Raw genomic sequence first — 17,593 nt, 5'->3', positions numbered from 1 at the left:
ATTGAAGATGGTAATGGCGCGGGTTCGTCGGTGTGACTCCTGGGCCGCCCCCGTAGTTAGGTCCGCTCAGTATGCGAGTCGGTTTCTTCGAACGTGTGGGTGCAGGATCGAGCGTACTCGACCGGGGCCAGGTACCCCAGCGAGGAATGTCGGCGCTCGTGGTTGTACTCGTGCTTCCAGTCGCTGATCACGACCCGTGCATGGAGCAGCGAGTAGAAGCTGTTGATGTTCAGACACTCGTCGCGGAGCCTCGAGTTGAACGACTCAACGTATCCGTTTCGCCAGGGCTGACCGGGCGGGATGTACGACAACCCGGTTCTCGTGCCAGCCCAGTCTGCAACGGCATCCGAGATGAACTCCGGCCCGTTGTCACTTCGCAGCATCATCGGTGCCCCATGCTCAGCGACGAGTTCCTCGAGATGCTCGATGAATCGCTCTGCGGTGATCGACCGCTCCACAAGACCACCCAAACACACGCGGGTGTGCTCATCCACGATGGAGCAGATCTTGATCGCTTTGCCGCGCTCATCGACATCAAATTGGAAATCAACCGCCCACACCACGCCCGGCGCAGCCGCCTTGGGGGCGTCAGCAGTTGATGACCCCACCCGCTTCCGCCGACGTTTCTGCGGCACCCGGAGCCCTTCTTCACGCCACAAACGTTGTACCTTCTTGTGGTTCACATTCCAGCCCTCAGCACGCGCGTCATGGTACGCACGTCGGTACCCCCAACGTGGGTGGTTCTTCGCAAACTTCCGGAGCCAGTCGCGCAGCGCCTGGTCAGGGTCTGCCGGGGTGTCGCCTCGGAGCGGCCGCCGCCATGCGGAGCGGGAAAGCCCGGCCAGGCGGCACGCCATGCGCTCACTGATCTGCAAGGTGCGAATCAGGTGCGTGATAGCGGCGCGACGCCTACCCGGGCCTAGAAGTTTCCCTCAGCCAACTCCTTCAAAGCAGCCTTCTCGAGCTCTGCTTCGGCAAGCAACCGCTTCAGGGTCGCGTTCTGCTTCTCGAGCTCCTTGAGCCGTTTCGCGTCGTCGGCTTTCATGCCGCCGTACTGGTTTCGCCACCGATAATAGGTCTGCTCGGTAACCCCGAGCTCGCGGCAGGCATCGGCGATCGTATTGCCCTCGCCCAGGAGCCGGTCGGCTTGCCCGAGTCTCCGGACGATCTGCTCCGGGGTGTGACGCCTTCTTTGTTTGCTCATCGTGTGATCCATTCTCCCCGCGAGCGCGGGGGTCAGGACTCACATAACGAATGGACCTAGAAAACGGGGTCAGCCCACTCCCACTCGGACTGACCAGCATGTGTCTTGATCGTGATGTGTCCACCGGCCCCGCCGCCTCGAAAGGACTCTGAGAGTGGGACTGACATCGCGGCGTCTGGCGAGGAGGATGGGGTCATAAGGCCTCCGGTGTGGCCCAGCACTAGGACTGAACCACTGTTTCCCGCTCGTGATCTGCCCACCGGATACAGGGGCCTTACATGGAGGTGATCCAGCCGGACGGACATGACCTCATAGGAGCCTGGTGGTCCCGGCCTCGTCAATGTCTTGTCTGCCCGTCCGGCCGGAGCCTTCCCAAGGTTGAACACAACGAGAAAGGCAGTTCCATCATGGCAAGTTCCGCACTGGATGTATACGCCGGGGTTGATACCCATGCCGAGACACACCACGTAGCCGTGATCGACGGGTTGGGACGCCGACTCGGTGACACCGAGTTCCCCACCACGGTTCTCGGTTACCAGCAGCTCTTGGCTTTCGTGGGTGAGTTCGGGACGGTCCAACGTATCGGTGTGGAGGGAACTGCCTCGTATGGGGCCGGGCTCACCGCCTATCTGCGGGCCGAGCGGATCGTGGTGCGAGAAGTCATCCGCCCCAGTCGGGCAGCCCGCCGCAACGGCAAGTCCGACCCCATCGATGCTTATGCGGCGGCCCGGAGCGTCGCAGCTAACGACGACCTGCCGATCCCGAAGCTGCTGGATGGCGAGGTCGAGCAGATCAGGGTCACACTCCGAGCCCGCAGCAGTGCCATTAAGGCCCGCAACGTGGCCATGGTCCAGATCAAGGACTTCCTCACCACCGCACCAGCCCGGGTACGAGAGTCTTACCGGTACTTGTCTGATGAGGAACTCATCGAGGTACTGGCCGCTAGTCGTCCGCAATCAGATCAGACGCTGAAGCGGGTGTTGCGTCGATTGGCGCGGCGCTATGAATACCTCGGTGAGGAAATTGATCAGGCGGTCGAGGAGCTGGAGGTGCTGACGGTTCGGGTGGCTCCGGAGCTCACTCAGGCTCGAGCGATCGGTACGATCACCGCGGCCCAGTTACTTGTCACTGCCGGGGCTAATCCGGAACGGGTCAAGTCCAAGGCTGCTTTCGCAGCATTGTGTGGTGTGAGTCCGATCCCGGCTTCTTCCGGTAAGACACAGCGTCACCGCCTCAACCGAGGCGGGGATCGGCAAGCGAATTGGGCGTTGCACCGGATCGTGATGGTCAGGATGGGCAACGATGAACGTACTCGTCGCTATGTTGAACGCCGCACCGCTGAGGGAAAGGGAACCAGGGAGATCATGCGATGTCTGAAGAGATATGTGGCTAACGAGGTCTACACATTGATTCTTGACCCTGATCAAGTCCCGCCCTCAGACGACCTTCGCCCACTGCGGCATCAGCAACATTTGACCCTGACACAGGTCGCTGATCACTTCGATACTTCGCCGGGGAAGATCTCCCGGATCGAACGCGGCCAAAGCCGAGATGATCACTTCACAAAGCAGTACCGAAAGTACCTCCTACAAACGCTTTGACACCATATAGGAGCATCACGATAAGCCCGTTACACGTACTCAGAAGCTTCCCCGGACCAGGTGACCACCAGCTCGTCGCGAGCCCGAGTGGCCGCTACATAGAAGAGGGAGCGCTCCCTCAGCCGTAGGTCACGCTGTTCGTTCTCCGGCATCCCACCTAACATCCAAGCGGCCGGTAGTTCTTCAGATCCCACACCCATCACGATGGCACGTTCGAATTCCATACCCTTCGCATTGTGCATCGTCAAAACATCGATGGCCCCTCGCCCGGAACTCATGTCAATGCAACTGTTCAGTACATCTGATTCGCGTAGCTCCCGTGAAACAACCTTCCGGACCTTGTTGCTGCGCACCATCACACCGATGGCCTTCGGATCGACGTTCTCTTCGTCAATCCATCTACGGATATGGATAGCCGCAGCGTGCACCTCATCCGCAATAGATTCCGCTTGCACTAACGTGGGCTTCGGTCCGGAACGCACCGAGCGGTACTCGGAAGTGTCCTCAGACGCGTCTTCCATGTCGTCATATTCTGCGCCACTCAGTACCCCGACGGCGAAAGCCAGGTTTTCAGCGGTCGTGCGATAGTTCAAGCGCAGGCGCCGCGATCGCCCGACGATGTTAATTCCGAAACGGGACAGAGTGACCTTCTCGCCGTAAATACGCTGGTGAGAATCTTCCGCAATGAACAAGTCATCGGTACCGGGCTTGACTAGTGCTCGAAGCAGCGCCCAGTGACTAGCGTGTAGGTCCTGCGCTTCATCCACCAGAACTCGATCGGCAGGCAACTTCTCGCCTCGAGCGGCCCTTTCCTGAAGAATTTTCGCAGCTATTGCGGCGACCTCAGGATAGGTGGCCTTATTTTCTAGCAGATTCGCCTTCCTGAACTGAGCGAAAACCTTCCACAGCTCTTTGCGGCTCGACTGGTTCAAAGCGGTACCACGGCCTCGACGGGATGCAATGCTGTAACCAGCTTCGTCAACTACCCCGTTGGCCAGTACCACGGAAATGTACTCCTGGTTCAGGAATGAAGGGTGCAACAGTTCCTCAGGAAGATCGGGGCATGCAAGGTCGACGGCACCTTCGAATTGCTCGCGCGTGTCCGAGATGCGCCCCCCGGCCAAAGAGTTCTCCCCCGCCCCCAAGACTGCGGTGACTGCCACTCGCAATTCTGCGGGACTAGCGTCAGACACCATCTGTGCGGCAATCTGATCTATTCCGAGCACGGAAACCCCAGTTTGTCCAAGTTCCACCTGCGGCACCGACTTATCGAGCTTTCTCAATTGTTGTTGTAGCGCGGCAGCCAGTTCGCGGGTGAAGGTTGTCAGCACCACCCTGGTTCGCGAATTTTCGTGGGTCAGGTGTCGAGCCCGGTGGATCAGTACCACCGTCTTTCCCGTCCCTGCACCTCCGGACAACCGAAAGGGACCGCTTGTCGATTTCTCCACGTAGGTGCGCTGTTCCGGGTGGAGGAATACCCGCCAGCGGTCTATGTTCATCGACTCAATTGCGTCCTTGAGTTCCTGAGGATTATCTCCGACAAACACGAAGCCGGGGGTACTAGAAGATGTCAGTGTCCGAATGAGCTGTTCGTCTTCGTTGACGTCTATGTGCATGGCCGCCAGACCCAGCTCACGCATGACCTCGTCTAGATCCCTCCCGTTGGCCAATTCCAAGAGCACTAGTCCTTGCGCCTCAGGAGCGTCGTTTATCAGTGAATTTAGCTCGGATTCAGTATTAGCTTCGAGAGCTTTTCGGGCAAGATCGTGATCGAGACCCGCTCGGGACACAAGGTCCCCAATCACCCAGGACTCCGGCAATTGGTTCGTCCATTCGGGCAATTCAGCCAACTTACCTGGCAATAACGTCGAGTGAGCAGCGATATCAGGGCCCTGATTCTCCGATTCTTGAGGCGACGACGTCTGTGATACTTGCCATGTCACGCCCGCGCCCGGTGCATTCTTCGATTGAGGCCGGTCGTGGTACTGCTGGACCTCGGGGACACCCAGCACTGTGTTCATCTTCAGTTCGTGTGTGCGGGCGATTCTGATCGCCTCGTCATGGGGGAACGTCCCAATATAGACGTAATGGCTATCCTGCTTGCTCTCAAGCTTGAAAAGGACTGCTCGCCACTGATCATTCACCCGCCCTGTGCGGGCGCGGCGATCGCGCGCTTTCACCATAGGTTCGATGTGTAGACCGGGAACAGTATCGTCCAACTGCAACTTGTGGAGGAACTTGAACACGGCCCGTTCCACCGAACCGTCCAACTTATTCTTCCGGCTGGCCAGGATCACCATCGGCATAACTCAAGTTCCTTTTCCCTCGGGTCACGAAGTAGAGCGCCTACTCCGCACATAGTTAATGCTCAGCGCCCGTCGTAAACCGCCCGCTTCGCCACCATCCACATTGGGCGAGCCGTCGTCGGCCGCCTCCTCAAACACTTCCTCATTATTGCTCGCGACTACGCCTTCACTCCTCCACAGAAGTTGAGTATCAGTGTCCCCGCTCTCCTGCTCACTGATGTGAGGTAACGTCACCTGCGAGTGCATTGCTGACCCCATGAAATGGCCGCAGTCATCTTCAGCGCCCCGGCGGCCCGATGGACCTACACCTAAAACAAGTAAATTGGCCCAGTCAAGCCACGTCCGCCAGAAGTCCACGAAGTCGCTACCACCGATGCCAGCCGCGCGGTCAACCTTGCCCACCTCAGCCTCATCAAGCAGGGCTTCCAGGACCTTGCAGAGCCCCCCGCTAGTTGCAGTCGCGGATATAACCACCCGAGCTTCAGCACCGACAGGCAGAACTGACTCTGGGATCGCTTCGAGACCAATATGCATGATGCTGCCGACTGACACAGCTACTGCTCCTTTCCGACCACCGAAGGACTCCAGTGCAACATTAATCACATTATGCGACAAGAAATCTCGCTCGCGGTAGAAATTGAATGTTTGCGAAGCACACCCTGCATGGATCCCATCGCCCTCGGCACTCGTCAGTCCACCCGCACGGGAATCTAGACGATGAGATAGACGTATCCGTCGTAGCCAATACCATCGAAAGTATGACTCGCGTTCATGACTGGAGATGGGCCGCCCCCGTAGTTAGGTCCGCTCAGTATGCGAGTCGGTTTCTTCGAACGTGTGGGTGCAGGATCGAGCGTACTCGACCGGGGCCAGGTACCCCAGCGAGGAATGTCGGCGCTCGTGGTTGTACTCGTGCTTCCAGTCGCTGATCACGACCCGTGCATGGAGCAGCGAGTAGAAGCTGTTGATGTTCAGACACTCGTCGCGGAGCCTCGAGTTGAACGACTCAACGTATCCGTTTCGCCAGGGCTGACCGGGCGGGATGTACGACAACCCGGTTCTCGTGCCAGCCCAGTCTGCAACGGCATCCGAGATGAACTCCGGCCCGTTGTCACTTCGCAGCATCATCGGTGCCCCATGCTCAGCGACGAGTTCCTCGAGATGCTCGATGAATCGCTCTGCGGTGATCGACCGCTCCACAAGACCACCCAAACACACGCGGGTGTGCTCATCCACGATGGAGCAGATCTTGATCGCTTTGCCGCGCTCATCGACATCAAATTGGAAATCAACCGCCCACACCACGCCCGGCGCAGCCGCCTTGGGGGCGTCAGCAGTTGATGACCCCACCCGCTTCCGCCGACGTTTCTGCGGCACCCGGAGCCCTTCTTCACGCCACAAACGTTGTACCTTCTTGTGGTTCACATTCCAGCCCTCAGCACGCGCGTCATGGTACGCACGTCGGTACCCCCAACGTGGGTGGTTCTTCGCAAACTTCCGGAGCCAGTCGCGCAGCGCCTGGTCAGGGTCTGCCGGGGTGTCGCCTCGGAGCGGCCGCCGCCATGCGGAGCGGGAAAGCCCGGCCAGGCGGCACGCCATGCGCTCACTGATCTGCAAGGTGCGAATCAGGTGCGTGATAGCGGCGCGACGCCTACCCGGGCCTAGAAGTTTCCCTCAGCCAACTCCTTCAAAGCAGCCTTCTCGAGCTCTGCTTCGGCAAGCAACCGCTTCAGGGTCGCGTTCTGCTTCTCGAGCTCCTTGAGCCGTTTCGCGTCGTCGGCTTTCATGCCGCCGTACTGGTTTCGCCACCGATAATAGGTCTGCTCGGTAACCCCGAGCTCGCGGCAGGCATCGGCGATCGTATTGCCCTCGCCCAGGAGCCGGTCGGCTTGCCCGAGTCTCCGGACGATCTGCTCCGGGGTGTGACGCCTTCTTTGTTTGCTCATCGTGTGATCCATTCTCCCCGCGAGCGCGGGGGTCAGGACTCACATAACGAATGGACCTAGAAAACGGGGTCAGCCCAGAGACGCCGATCAAGGAGTAGACCTGAAAAGCAAGCGCGATGAAGTTGCTACCGGTAATGCAGAATTCGAAGTTCTCAGATAGATGTAACGAGTACAGCCATCGCTATTCAACGCATTTGAGCGGCTAAATCACTAGCTTCTGTCCTGTGGTGCCATTGCCCTAATCTGGCTTTCACCGTCTGCGCGGTTTGCCGATTGCACCCAATGTGTTTGCAAGATCAGCTATGAATGGCGTTGGGAGATGCGTCAAGGAAACGTTTGGATATGCTCGACTCAACGGTCGACTGAACAACAAGATCCCTAGGACCTTTCAAAGTTAAGGTAAAGGTATGTCCTAAGAGCGACCCTGGAGGTGTCGCTAACGAACAGGTCTGGGCTTCAGCTTCATTCAATCTATCTTCTAGGCATCGGAACACTCACAGGATGTTCTCCAGCGTTACTACGCTCTCGACTTCGCTAGAGCCGACACGTTGAGGATGGCTACCGCTGATTTCCCAACCGGTCCAGTATGTCTCGGGCTGCGGCATCGGCGTCGCCCAAGGTCCAAGCCCGGCCGGCCGGATCCTGGCCAGACTCGGCAGCAATAGCGGTACCCCACTGCACAGAGGCCAGCTGGAGACCGAGCACGTAGACACTGCGATGGGCGGTCCCGTCCGCGCGGATCAGCCGATAGGGTCGCGGCGCGGTGACGTCCAGCCCGCGCCCGGGCAGGATCGCGCCTTCGTCATTCTCTTCAGGACGAGGTCGAGCCAACCCGCTGTCGAGCAGCTGTCGCAGCAGGGGGTTTTCGGAGAGCTGCACCTGGTTGGCCGGCATCATTGCCTCCAACATCCAGGTGCCTTCGTGCCGGAACTGGCTGGGGCGTCGTTGCAGGTGCGCGGCCACCGGATTCGCGTCGGTGCCCACATGCGGGCTGACGGCTGCGAACCGCGATTGACCCTCATGGTCGATACTCTCGGCAACCTCAAAGTGCGGAGCCGGGCCGATGAACTGCACCAGACCCGCACGGGAGACGGCCAGCAGTTGCTCGATGCGCTCTAGTGGCGGTCCCGACGCCAGCCCTTCCACCAGAGGCTCGAACCAGCCAGCGATATCTCGCAGCCGCGAAGGGTCCGACACCCGTTGCTCAGCAACCAGGCGCTTGACCACCAACCGCGCGGCGTGCAGGGTACCGATCGCCATCATCACAGCCGAGCGCTCCCCTGCGGCCGCATGCTCGCATAGCTGCACCAACACGTCATGGACTTCCCGCTGGTATTCCTCCGAGGTGGCGAACGACGAGTCCGCGATGGGCTGAGACAGTGAGCGGATGTCAAAGGGCTGTTGGTCGAGGCCGAAATCGCGCAGCGCATCTTCCACATGACGCCGCGTCAACGGTTCTCCTCGGTCTGATACCTCGAGCATCGTGACCAGATGCGTATAGAAGTTCCGGGCCGTCGTCACCGCACCGAACGTCTCGGGCTTCTCCTGCACCAAGGTGTCGTAGTAGGCGCGCACCACGTCACGGTGAATCAGCGGCCAGAGGTCTCGCTGGAAATCGACCTGTTCGTCCTGGTCCAGCAAGCGTTGGACATTTGCATCGGTGAGGTAGCGCAAGGTGACACCGTGCGGCACGAACGCGTCGGTCTCGGCTTTCGGGAAATAGGGCGTGCCGCGACGTGACCCGGCGTGGAGCACCGGTTCCTGGCCGCTGGGAACGTAATCGAAGCGCTGCCCCGGTCCGCGGCCGGTCTCGACATACGTTCCGCCGCGGGCCTGGGTGAATTGGCTCAGCGCATCGAAGAAGTTCAGGCCCATGCCGCGGATCAGCACATCGGCGCCAGCAGGAATGCTGGCATAGTCCACCTCCGCGGGCAGGTTCGGTGGGATGTAGTTCAGTCCGACGGATTCACTCGCGTCGAGCAGTTGCTGCTGATTGCGGTTCAGCCTGGCTTCCCCATGGCCTAGTGCCAAGACGACGTGATCGGCCTGGAGTACCCGCCCCGACTCCGTCGCGAGCGAGTATCCGGCGTGCTCCGCTTCAACAACTTCTACGATGTTTTCGGAGACGATCGTGTAGTCCTGCACGGCGGGATGATTCTCCAGGGCGGCGCGAACTCGATCGCTCAGCTCGCGCAGGTAGGCCCCATAAACAGCGCGCGGAGGATAGTCATTGCGGTGCAGAGTCGCGTTCACTCGGGCCGTCGATTGCCGCCACTGGTCAAAGGTCAGCCCCACGCCAGAATCGGCCAGTCCGGTCCCTGCCGTGGCCGCCGCCGTCGGGTAGAACGACGGCGTGTTCATCAGCAGCAGCTCCGATTGCTCGGTCGACCATACTCGGCCCGGGCCCACCTGGTGCGGTTCGCAAACAACGATCCGCACGCGCTGGGAGAGGGTGTCGCGAGACAACTGTGCCAGTAGTCGTTCCAGGAAGGACACACCCCGGGGACCGGCACCGATCACCGCGATGGTGACGGTCCGCTGATCTGTACCCGTGGATGAGTCGATCTGTGACATCTTCTCCCCTATTCCTCTCGCCATAGCTTTCACACCATCTTCAGCTTAGTTGTGGTGGGGCCCACACGTGGTCGAGCTCGCTTTGATCTTGAGGTTCCGAATTCGGTATCCTGTCGTGACGACGTTTTCGCAAGAGAACATCGTGGGGAGACGTGCCAGAGCGGCCGAATGGACTTCACTGCTAATGAAGGGTCCGGCTAACACCGGACCGGGGGTTCAAATCCCCCCGTCTCCGCCGATGTAATGTCCTGGGACATCGTGCAAACGATGTCCCAGGACATTCGTGTTTTCGGGCTGTCCTATTGCATGGTGGTAGTTTTTCGGGATTGTGCAATATGGAACCTGACGAATGAATTAGTCCGGATACAGCCGCTGGTCCAGCTGCGAACTTTCTGGCATGGACGACCTGATCGCGCGCTCCCACGCGTCCGGGGCCGAGGTAGCGCTCCGGAGGCGAGAGTTCGTCCGTGTGCTTGCAGCGGCGCCGCTCGAGGCAGAGCGAGAACTAGCTGAATCTGAGCGCGACAGCTAATGCCAAACCATTGGTTCCGTTCGCATGCCGCAGTGGCCTTTGTTCGACCCGCAGTATGTCTCAGGACATTAGGTGAATGATCTCTCGGGCACCGAGCGTGAAGGCTGGGTGTGTCCTATTGGGTGAAGGATGTCTCAGGACATGGGTGAACGATGTGTTGAGATCACACACCCCCGTCTCCGCCGAAACAGCCCCGGAAACAAGCCAATGTTTCCGGGGCTGTTCCCGTTCTTTATGAGGGTGTGCCCCAGCAGGACCCTACTCCTTGAGCATCGAGTGCCAACCATGGACGCATACAAGATCGGAATGACCGCTGTCGTGGTGGGTGCAATCGCCAACTTCGCGTCGCTCGTAGCCGGGATCTTGGTCTTCAGCTTCGGGTCCGGGGCCGTCATCCAAGTAGTACAACGCCGCAAAGCAACGCTGCAACTAACCCACCACCCTGGATCGCTCTCGCCGATAGTGAGACACTGGTCATATGAAGAGTGAGTACATATTCAATGGTGAATTGGCTCGCGCGGCCCGCGCCCTCGTCGGCGTCAACGCCCAGTACGTAGCCAGCGAGTCCGACGTGCCCCTGGACCAGCTCCGCAGTTTCGAGAAGGGTCTGCATGACCTCTCCGACGCCGAGCAGACCCGCGTGGAGCACGCGTTGTCCCGTCTCGGTGCGGTCTTCATTCCGGACGGCCCCGAGGGCGGGTACGGTGTCCGGCTGCGATTCGCTCGCGGCAAGATCAATTCCATCGGCCGTTGGGAAGGCGAAGGTGGACCGACCGCTGAAGACGATGTCTAACCCAGCCTCTTGATCCGGCCGAGGGGTCAGTCGTCCTGTTTGCCTTGCTCTTGGGCGATGATGCGTAGCAGGTCCAGGGACTCGTTGTCGGTGAGTAGCGTGTGCTCGGCTAGCATGCTGGCGGCTTCTTCTACGCGCTGGTCGCGCACGAGCGCGGTGATCTGGTCCTTAAGCCAGGCCGGCAGCTCGTCACTGGAGAGCTGAACGGTGCCTTCGGGACGGACGACCTCCACGTGGAACGGCTGATCCGCCGACGGCGCCTCGGTCTGCCAGTCATCGGGGACCGTCAGATCCGTGACCTCGGGGGTGGACTCCCGCTTCTCGATGACCGACGGCGCAGACGCCTGATCCTGCACCGGAGCCGCAGCGGACTGATCGGCGGCGTCGTCATCAGCCGTCGGGTCGACATCGGCCACCGGGTTCCACTGCTGCGGGTAGGAGGCCAGCGACTGCACGTCGAACATGGCGTCCATGGTGCCAACACCGGTAGCGTTGCGGTAGAGCACTGCGGCCTCGGCGGCCTGGCCGGCGGCGATGCGCCGGTACACCTCGCGGTGGGTCTCCTGGTCCATCCGGGCTGAGGCTTCGGCGGCGGCTTCGGGGCTGACCCGGTTGGCCAGGCCGCGACGCTTGCGCGGGGCCGATGACCCACCGCTGCCCGCAGCTCCTGCGCGTTTGCTGGCACGCGAAATGAACACGCCGACGCCCACGGCGATGAGGGCGACCACAGCGATGATCAGCACAGGGACGAGGTACTCCATACCACCAGTCTAGGGGTTTGACGAGGATCCGTCTGCCGCAGGGCGACCCGGACGAATCACGATCGCCAGCACCAGGGAGATCAACGCAAGTCCGGCCGTCATCAACACCGTTCCGGACCAGCCGTAAAAATGCAGGAAGACCCCACCCAGCCAGCCGAAGAGGCTCGACCCGGTGTAATAACCGACGTTGTAGAGCGCCGAGGATTGCGCTCGCCCGGCTACCGCGCCTGAAGCGGCCCAACCGGAGGCCACCGAGTGTGCGCCGAAGAAGGCCCCGGTGAAGACCACCAGTCCGATGATGACCAGCCAGAGCCACGGCGTCAGCGTCAACAGCACCGCGCCGATCATGACGATCACCAAGTGGATCAGCACCCGCCGATGACCGTATTTTCCGGCTTGTTTACCCGCCCAGGGCGAGGTGTAGCTGCCGGCCAAGTACGCCAGGAACACCATGGATACCAGACTCACGGGCAGGAAGAACGGTTCCTCCATAAGGTGGAATCCGAGGAAGTTATAGATGGCCACGAAGCCACCCATCAGCAGCATCGCGTGCAGATACATGCTGAGCAACAACGGTGAGCGCAGGTTGCCGGTGATCGAGCGCAGCGCTTCGGTGAGGCTCTGGCGTCCCGGTACAAAATTGAGGGCGCGGGGGCTCAGCGCGACGAATCCGGCGGCGCAGAGCACCGCCAGCACCACGACCACCAACACCCCGAGGCGCCAACCCAACAGGTCGCCTAAGGGTGCGGCGATGATGCGCCCGGAGAGTCCGCCGATGACGGTGCCGCCCACGTAGGTGCCCGCCGCCTGGGCTGCAGTTTTAGGGTGAACTTCTTCGTTCAAATAGGCCAGCGCCAGGGCTGGTACCCCGCCGAGGGCTAGGCCCTCCAGCAGTCGGAACGCGAGCATCAGCTCGAAGGTGGGCACCACCACGGTGACGACTGCCGCAGTACAAGCGAGCACGATCGACCACGTCATTGCTCGTTTGCGTCCGATCCGGTCGCCAATGAACGCCCACGGAATCACGGACAATGCCAGACCCAGGGTGGAGGTGGAGATCAACAGTGCGGCCTGATCGGCACTGACACCCAGGTCCCGGCTGATCAAGGGCAGCAGCCCCTGGGGCGAGTACAGCTGGGCGAAGGTCGCCACACCAGCCAGGAAGAGGCCGGTCAGCAGCCGACGGTATCCACCGGTGCCGGGTGTGTGCCCCTGCCAGGTGTCTCCCACGGTGATCTCAGCCCCTCGTCGTGTGTCATCTGGATAGGGCGTTCGGTCCAGGCGGTCGCCCCTCGACTCACTGTAGACCGAACCTGGACACACTGACGCTGTGAGTCACGCCCGCGCACAGGCAGTCGTGAGAGTGGCGTCATGAGGCTACGATTCCTGGCGCACCGAGCCTGGCAATCGACCATGGACAGCGACGTCTGGAGATCCACGCTGGTCGTGGCCATCTCAATGGTGGTGTTCCTGCCCCTGAGCATCCCGCTGACGTTCTGGATCGGTTCCGTTCGCCCTGATCACGAAGTGGGCCTGCCTCTAGATATGTTCTCGCTACTGCTTTACCTGGGGGTCTATTGGATTCTGTACTCCGTGGTGTACGTGACGATGACGATCTGGTGGTTCCAGCGGCTGGATTCGGCACGTCTACACGAGAAGCTGCGCACCACCTCGAGCGGACCCAGCACCGATCGAGGCTGGTTCATGAACCTGATGAGCTCGGACGGCACCATGTCGCTGTCGCTGCAGATGTGCCTGCTGGCACTGATCTACACAGTGGTGGTGATGATCTCACCGGAGGTGCGCGCTGAGTTCGGCATGCGGATCCTGGCGGTACTGGTTTCCGTGGTGAATTGGGTGACGGTGGTGGTCACGCAGGCGCTGGCCTACGCTCGGCTCTCCGCAGTCGACTATCGCACTGAGACGGCGTCGATCACGTTTCCCGGCACGCCCCACCCGATGTGGTCGGACTACATGACGCTGGCCGTGGGGGTCTCCACCATGCTGGGTCCTGCCGATGCTCAACTGTCGGGGTCGCGAGCGCGGCGGGCACTGCAGTCTCATGCGCTGGTGAGCTTCGCATTCAACTCGATGGTGTTCGCTTCTCTCGCCACGCTGATGCTGTCGTAAGGATGTTTTCAGCACCTCTGACTACACTGGAGCCTCGTGACTTCACCTGTTTCTGGATCCCCGGGCGCTGCGACGCCGATTGACCTGACCGATTCCTTCAAGGCCTACGACGTGCGCGGCATTGTCGGAGAGACCATCACGGAGGAATCGGTGCGCGCCGTGGGTGCCGCTTTCGTGGAGGTGCTCAACCTGGCCGGGCAGACCGTGCTGCTGGGCGGCGACATGCGCGCCTCCACCCCTGCTTTCATTGCTGCTTTCGCCGAGGGTGCCACTGAGCGCGGCGCCGACGTTGTTGATCTGGGTCTGATTTCCACCGACATGCTCTACTACGCTGCCGGGGTGCTGGACGCCCCGGGCGTGATGTTCACCGCCTCGCACAACCCCGCGGCGTACAACGGGATGAAGATGTCGTTGGCCGGGGCGGTGCCGATCTCGTCGGAGTCCGGGCTGTTTGAGATCCGCGACGTGGCCCAGGGGTATCTGGAGTCCGGGTTGCCCGAGCCAGTGGTCGCGTTGGGCTCGCGCATCGAGAAGGACCTGCTGGCCGGATACGCCGGCTACCTGCGCTCACTGGTGGATCTGAGCGGCTCCCGCCCGCTGAAGGTCGTCGTGGACGCCGGCAATGGTATGGCTGGCAAGACCACCCCCGCGGTGCTGGGCGACGCCGAGCTCGCCGCACTGCCGTTGGAGATCGTTCCGCTGTACTTCGAACTGGACGGCACGTTCCCGAACCACCCGGCGAACCCGCTGGAGCCGGAGAACCTGCGGGATCTGCAGGCGGCGGTGCGTGAGCACGGCGCCGATCTTGGGTTGGCGTTCGACGGTGACGCCGACCGTTGCTTCGTCATCGACGAGCAGGGTGAGCCGGTCTCCCCCTCGGCGGTGACCGGACTGGTGGCTCGCCGAGAGATTCATCGGGCCCGCGCCGGCTCCACGGTCAACGGTGTGGTGCACGCCCCGGAGGAGACCCCGGTGGTGATTCACAACCTGATTACCTCGCGCGCGGTGCCGGAGCTGGTGGCAGCCGAGGGTGGTCGCGCTGTGGAGACCCGCGTGGGGCACTCATTCATCAAGGCGGTCATGGCGCAGGAATCTGCGGTGTTCGGCGGCGAGCACTCCGCCCACTACTACTTCCGCGACTTCTTCAACGCCGATACCGGCATGCTGGCCGCAATGCACGTGCTGGCCGCCCTCGGCGAGCAGCCGCTTCCGCTGTCGGAACTGGCCGCCGAGTACAGCCCCTACGTGGCGTCCGGGGAGATCAACTCCGAGGTGGCCGACAAGGATGCCGCTGTGGAGAAGGTGCTCGTTGAGTTCGCGGTGGGCTGGCCGGAATCGGGTGCGAATACGGGCTACGTGTGCGAGCCCTGCCACCCGAAGCTGGCGGGTCGGGAGACTCGGGTGAGCCAAGTGGACGGCACCACCGTCTCCGCTGCTGATGGCAGCTGGTGGTTCAACTTGCGCCCCTCCAACACAGAACCGTTCTTGCGTTACAACGGTGAGGCACACGACCGCGAGACCATGGAGATCGTGCGCGACGCGGTGCTGGCACTGGTCCGCAGCTGATCAGCCTGCTGAGGCCAGCGCCAGGGGTAGTACGCCTTGGGCTCCGGCGGCACGCAATATCCGAGCGCATTCGGTGAGCGTCCACCGGGAGTCCACCAGGTCGTCCACGAGGAGTACCGGGCCGGACCGGCCCTGAGCTGCAGCTTCCTGCAGTGCCTGTGACATCGGCTCGGGCACGCTGAACTGTTCGTACACCGCGGCCAGCCGAAAGGCGCTATTGCCGCCCGGAGGTCCGCTTGGACCACCGAAGGGTGCGGCTAACTCCCCCAGGTACGGCAACTGGCCAATGGAGCTGATTCCCTCAGCCGCGCTGCGCACCAGGGTGGGGCGACGGCGCGAGGGCACACTGACCACGGCGATGGGACGTTGTTGCCATGGCCATTCCTTCAGCAGGGTGACCATCGCATCCATGAGTGCCTTGTCCACCGGGTGGTCCTGGGAGACATCGTCGCGCTGCCCCAGGAGCTCGCGCAGCCGGGTACCCCAGCCGACATCGGAGAGCCGGGCGATGGCCCGGCCCTCCTCCGACTGGGCGGTCTCCGGGATCTTGCCTTTGAGTTCCACCCCAAGCCGGTCCATTCCCGTGGGCCAGGCCCGGCGCGGTTCGATGCTCACACCCACCTGGCCGAGCGCCCGGGAGGCCTGGGCCCGGGCGTCGTCAGCGACCTCGGTTTGGTACCAGGGGCCGGCGCACCGGTCGCACCGCCCGCAGTCGGCGGCGTAGGGGTCATCGAGCACGGTGGCCAAAAACCGCATGCGGCACTGCTCGGTATGTTCGTAGTCGAGCATCAGCTTTTCCTCGGCGATGCGCTCGGCTTCCACCCGACCGTAGCGTTCGCCGTCGTAGCTCCACGCTACTCCAGTAGTCTGCCAGCCCCCGGCGGCCCGCTCCACCGCCCCGTCCACCGCGAGGACCTTCAGCAGCAGTTCCAGCGGGGTGCGCCGAATATCCACGCGGGCTTCCAGGGCCGGGACCGACAGGGGCGCACCGGCTGCGCTGAGCTCGTCGAGCACCGTGCGAGCCCGGTGTTCGTCGGGCATGGAGGTAGTGGCGAAGTAGCGCCAAATGTCACGGTCTTCCTGGCCGGGGAGCAGCAGCACATCGGCGTGGTCGGTGCCGCGGCCGGCACGGCCCACCTGCTGGTAGTAGGCCACCGGCGAGCTGGGAGCGCCCAGATGCACCACGAACCCGAGATCGGGCTTGTCGAAGCCCATGCCCAGGGCGGAGGTGGCCACCAGTGCTTTGACGTCGTTGTTTTTGAGCGCCTGCTCCAGTTCGGCCCGCTGCTCCGGATCGGTGCGGCCCGTATAGGCCACCGCCGTATGGCCGGCCTCGCTCAGCGCCCGGGCGGTGTCTTGGGCGGAGGAGACGGTCAGCGTGTAGATGATGCCGGATCCGGTGAGATCTTTGAGGTGGGTGATCAGCCAGGCCAGGCGCTGAGCGGGGTTGGCCAGGCGCAGCACGCCTAAGCGCAGCGAGGAGCGCGACAGCGGCCCGCGCAGCAGGAAGACCTCCTCGGTGCTGGCGGCTCCGAGCTGTTCCATCACGTCGTGGACCACGCGCTCGTTGGCGGTGGCGGTGGTGGCCAGTACGGGCACTCGGGTGTCTCCGGAGGCGGGCAGTGAGCCGATGACGTCGCGGATGCGGCGGTAGTCGGGACGGAAGTCGTGACCCCAGTCGGAGATGCAGTGTGCCTCGTCGACCACGAGCAGCCCCATGGTGCGCAGCAGTTGCGGCAGGTAGAGGTCGCGGAACCGCGGATTGTTCAGTCGTTCGGGCGAGATCAGCAACACGTCAAGATCGTTTTGAGTCAGGCGCTGCTGAATCTCGTCCCATTCGGTGGCGTTGGCGGAGTTGATCGCGGCGGCCCGCACGCCGGCGCGCTGGGCGGCGGCGACCTGGTCACGCATCAGGGCCAACAGCGGGGAGACGATCAGCGTGGGCCCGGCACCACGGGCGCGTAGCAACAGCGCGGAGAGGAAGTACACCGCAGACTTACCCCAACCGGTGCGCTGGACCACGAGTGCTCGGCGGCGATGCTCCACCAGGGCCTCGATGGCTTCGAATTGGCCGTCGTGGAAGACGGCGTCATCGCGTCCCACCAGACGGCGCAGCGCGCTCTCGGCTTCGGCACGCAGGGAGGTGTCAGTCTTGGGCATGGCCACATCCTACGGGACCG

General features: G+C 62.1%; 12 protein-coding genes and 1 tRNA gene. 5 read left to right on the top strand and 8 right to left on the bottom strand.

Annotation, left to right across the window (positions count from 1 at the left end; all coding sequences use genetic code 11):
• Window positions 1-56 precede the first annotated feature (56 nt).
• Window positions 57-1,204 (bottom strand): IS3 family transposase gene (locus tag P8192_RS03460; RefSeq protein ID WP_278158466.1). Its coding sequence is split into 2 segments (ribosomal slippage): window positions 57-934 and window positions 934-1,204, totalling 1,149 coding nucleotides; the frame shifts between segments, so codons are not numbered across the junction.
• Between the two features lie 407 nt (window positions 1,205-1,611).
• Here P8192_RS03460 and P8192_RS03455 point away from each other — a divergent pair.
• The gene (locus P8192_RS03455; RefSeq protein ID WP_278158534.1) at window positions 1,612-2,805 is read left to right on the top strand and encodes an IS110 family transposase; all 1,194 of its coding nucleotides are present in this window, start codon (window positions 1,612-1,614) and stop codon (window positions 2,803-2,805) included.
• 29 nt (window positions 2,806-2,834) lie between these two features.
• Here the strand turns inward: P8192_RS03455 and P8192_RS03450 are convergent, their stop codons facing one another.
• The 4 genes from P8192_RS03450 to P8192_RS03435 all read right to left on the bottom strand — a co-directional run bounded on the left by P8192_RS03450 (window position 2,835) and on the right by P8192_RS03435 (window position 9,631).
• Complete coding sequence (locus P8192_RS03450) at window positions 2,835-5,105, bottom strand: 3'-5' exonuclease (protein WP_278158532.1); 2,271 nt, start codon at window positions 5,103-5,105, stop codon at window positions 2,835-2,837.
• Window positions 5,106-5,135: 30 nt separating this feature from the next.
• Window positions 5,136-5,663: a hypothetical protein gene (locus tag P8192_RS03445; RefSeq protein WP_278158530.1), complete on the bottom strand. Its 528-nt coding sequence runs from the start codon at window positions 5,661-5,663 to the stop codon at window positions 5,136-5,138.
• Window positions 5,664-5,909: 246 nt separating this feature from the next.
• Window positions 5,910-7,057, bottom strand: a protein-coding gene (locus P8192_RS03440) for an IS3 family transposase (protein ID WP_278158466.1) whose coding sequence is annotated in 2 segments (ribosomal slippage) — window positions 5,910-6,787 and window positions 6,787-7,057 — 1,149 coding nt in all. Because the reading frame shifts where the segments join, the coding sequence is not laid out codon by codon here.
• A gap of 558 nt (window positions 7,058-7,615) precedes the next feature.
• The gene (locus P8192_RS03435) at window positions 7,616-9,631 is read right to left on the bottom strand and encodes an FAD/NAD(P)-binding protein (RefSeq protein ID WP_278158528.1); all 2,016 of its coding nucleotides are present in this window, start codon (window positions 9,629-9,631) and stop codon (window positions 7,616-7,618) included.
• Between the two features lie 146 nt (window positions 9,632-9,777).
• Here P8192_RS03435 and P8192_RS03430 point away from each other — a divergent pair.
• Window positions 9,778-9,866, top strand: a tRNA-Ser gene (locus tag P8192_RS03430).
• A 775-nt stretch (window positions 9,867-10,641) separates the two neighbouring features.
• A complete protein-coding gene (locus tag P8192_RS03425) occupies window positions 10,642-10,956 on the top strand; it encodes an XRE family transcriptional regulator (RefSeq protein ID WP_278158526.1) in 315 nt (104 codons plus the stop codon).
• A 26-nt stretch (window positions 10,957-10,982) separates the two neighbouring features.
• On the opposite strand, the gene P8192_RS03420 is transcribed toward P8192_RS03425, so the two are convergent.
• Together P8192_RS03420 and P8192_RS03415 are read right to left on the bottom strand one after the other, a co-directional pair.
• Entirely contained in the window at window positions 10,983-11,717 is a 735-nt protein-coding gene (locus P8192_RS03420) for a hypothetical protein (protein ID WP_278158524.1), read from the bottom strand.
• Between the two features lie 9 nt (window positions 11,718-11,726).
• Window positions 11,727-12,947 (bottom strand): MFS transporter, encoded by a 1,221-nt coding sequence (locus tag P8192_RS03415; protein ID WP_278158522.1) that lies wholly within the window; start codon window positions 12,945-12,947, stop codon window positions 11,727-11,729.
• 141 nt (window positions 12,948-13,088) lie between these two features.
• Between P8192_RS03415 and P8192_RS03410 the strand changes: the two genes are divergently transcribed.
• A complete protein-coding gene (locus P8192_RS03410; RefSeq protein ID WP_278158521.1) occupies window positions 13,089-13,847 on the top strand; it encodes a DUF1345 domain-containing protein in 759 nt (252 codons plus the stop codon).
• 36 nt (window positions 13,848-13,883) lie between these two features.
• Complete coding sequence (gene manB, locus P8192_RS03405; RefSeq protein ID WP_278158520.1) at window positions 13,884-15,413, top strand: phosphomannomutase/phosphoglucomutase; 1,530 nt, start codon at window positions 13,884-13,886, stop codon at window positions 15,411-15,413.
• Here the strand turns inward: manB and P8192_RS03400 are convergent, their stop codons facing one another.
• The gene (locus P8192_RS03400; RefSeq protein WP_278158519.1) at window positions 15,414-17,573 is read right to left on the bottom strand and encodes a RecQ family ATP-dependent DNA helicase; all 2,160 of its coding nucleotides are present in this window, start codon (window positions 17,571-17,573) and stop codon (window positions 15,414-15,416) included.
• Between the last annotated feature and the right edge of the window lie 20 nt (window positions 17,574-17,593).

Origin of the sequence: Citricoccus muralis (genome assembly GCF_029637705.1) — a bacterium.
Taxonomy (GTDB): domain Bacteria; phylum Actinomycetota; class Actinomycetes; order Actinomycetales; family Micrococcaceae; genus CmP2.
Note: the sequence above shows the minus strand (reverse complement) of the source record. Positions and strands in the feature narration are given on the sequence as shown.

Excerpts from the sequence above, each read along its gene's own strand:
- P8192_RS03455 (WP_278158534.1), top strand. The coding sequence starts at position 1,612 with ATGGCAAGTTCCGCACTGGATGTATACGCCGGGGTTGATACCCATGCC.
- P8192_RS03450 (WP_278158532.1), bottom strand. The coding sequence starts at position 5,105 with ATGGTGATCCTGGCCAGCCGGAAGAATAAGTTGGACGGTTCGGTGGAA.
- P8192_RS03435 (WP_278158528.1), bottom strand. The coding sequence starts at position 9,631 with ATGTCACAGATCGACTCATCCACGGGTACAGATCAGCGGACCGTCACC.
- P8192_RS03425 (WP_278158526.1), top strand. The coding sequence starts at position 10,642 with ATGAAGAGTGAGTACATATTCAATGGTGAATTGGCTCGCGCGGCCCGC.
- P8192_RS03420 (WP_278158524.1), bottom strand. The coding sequence starts at position 11,717 with ATGGAGTACCTCGTCCCTGTGCTGATCATCGCTGTGGTCGCCCTCATC.
- P8192_RS03410 (WP_278158521.1), top strand. The coding sequence starts at position 13,089 with ATGAGGCTACGATTCCTGGCGCACCGAGCCTGGCAATCGACCATGGAC.
- P8192_RS03400 (WP_278158519.1), bottom strand. The coding sequence starts at position 17,573 with ATGCCCAAGACTGACACCTCCCTGCGTGCCGAAGCCGAGAGCGCGCTG.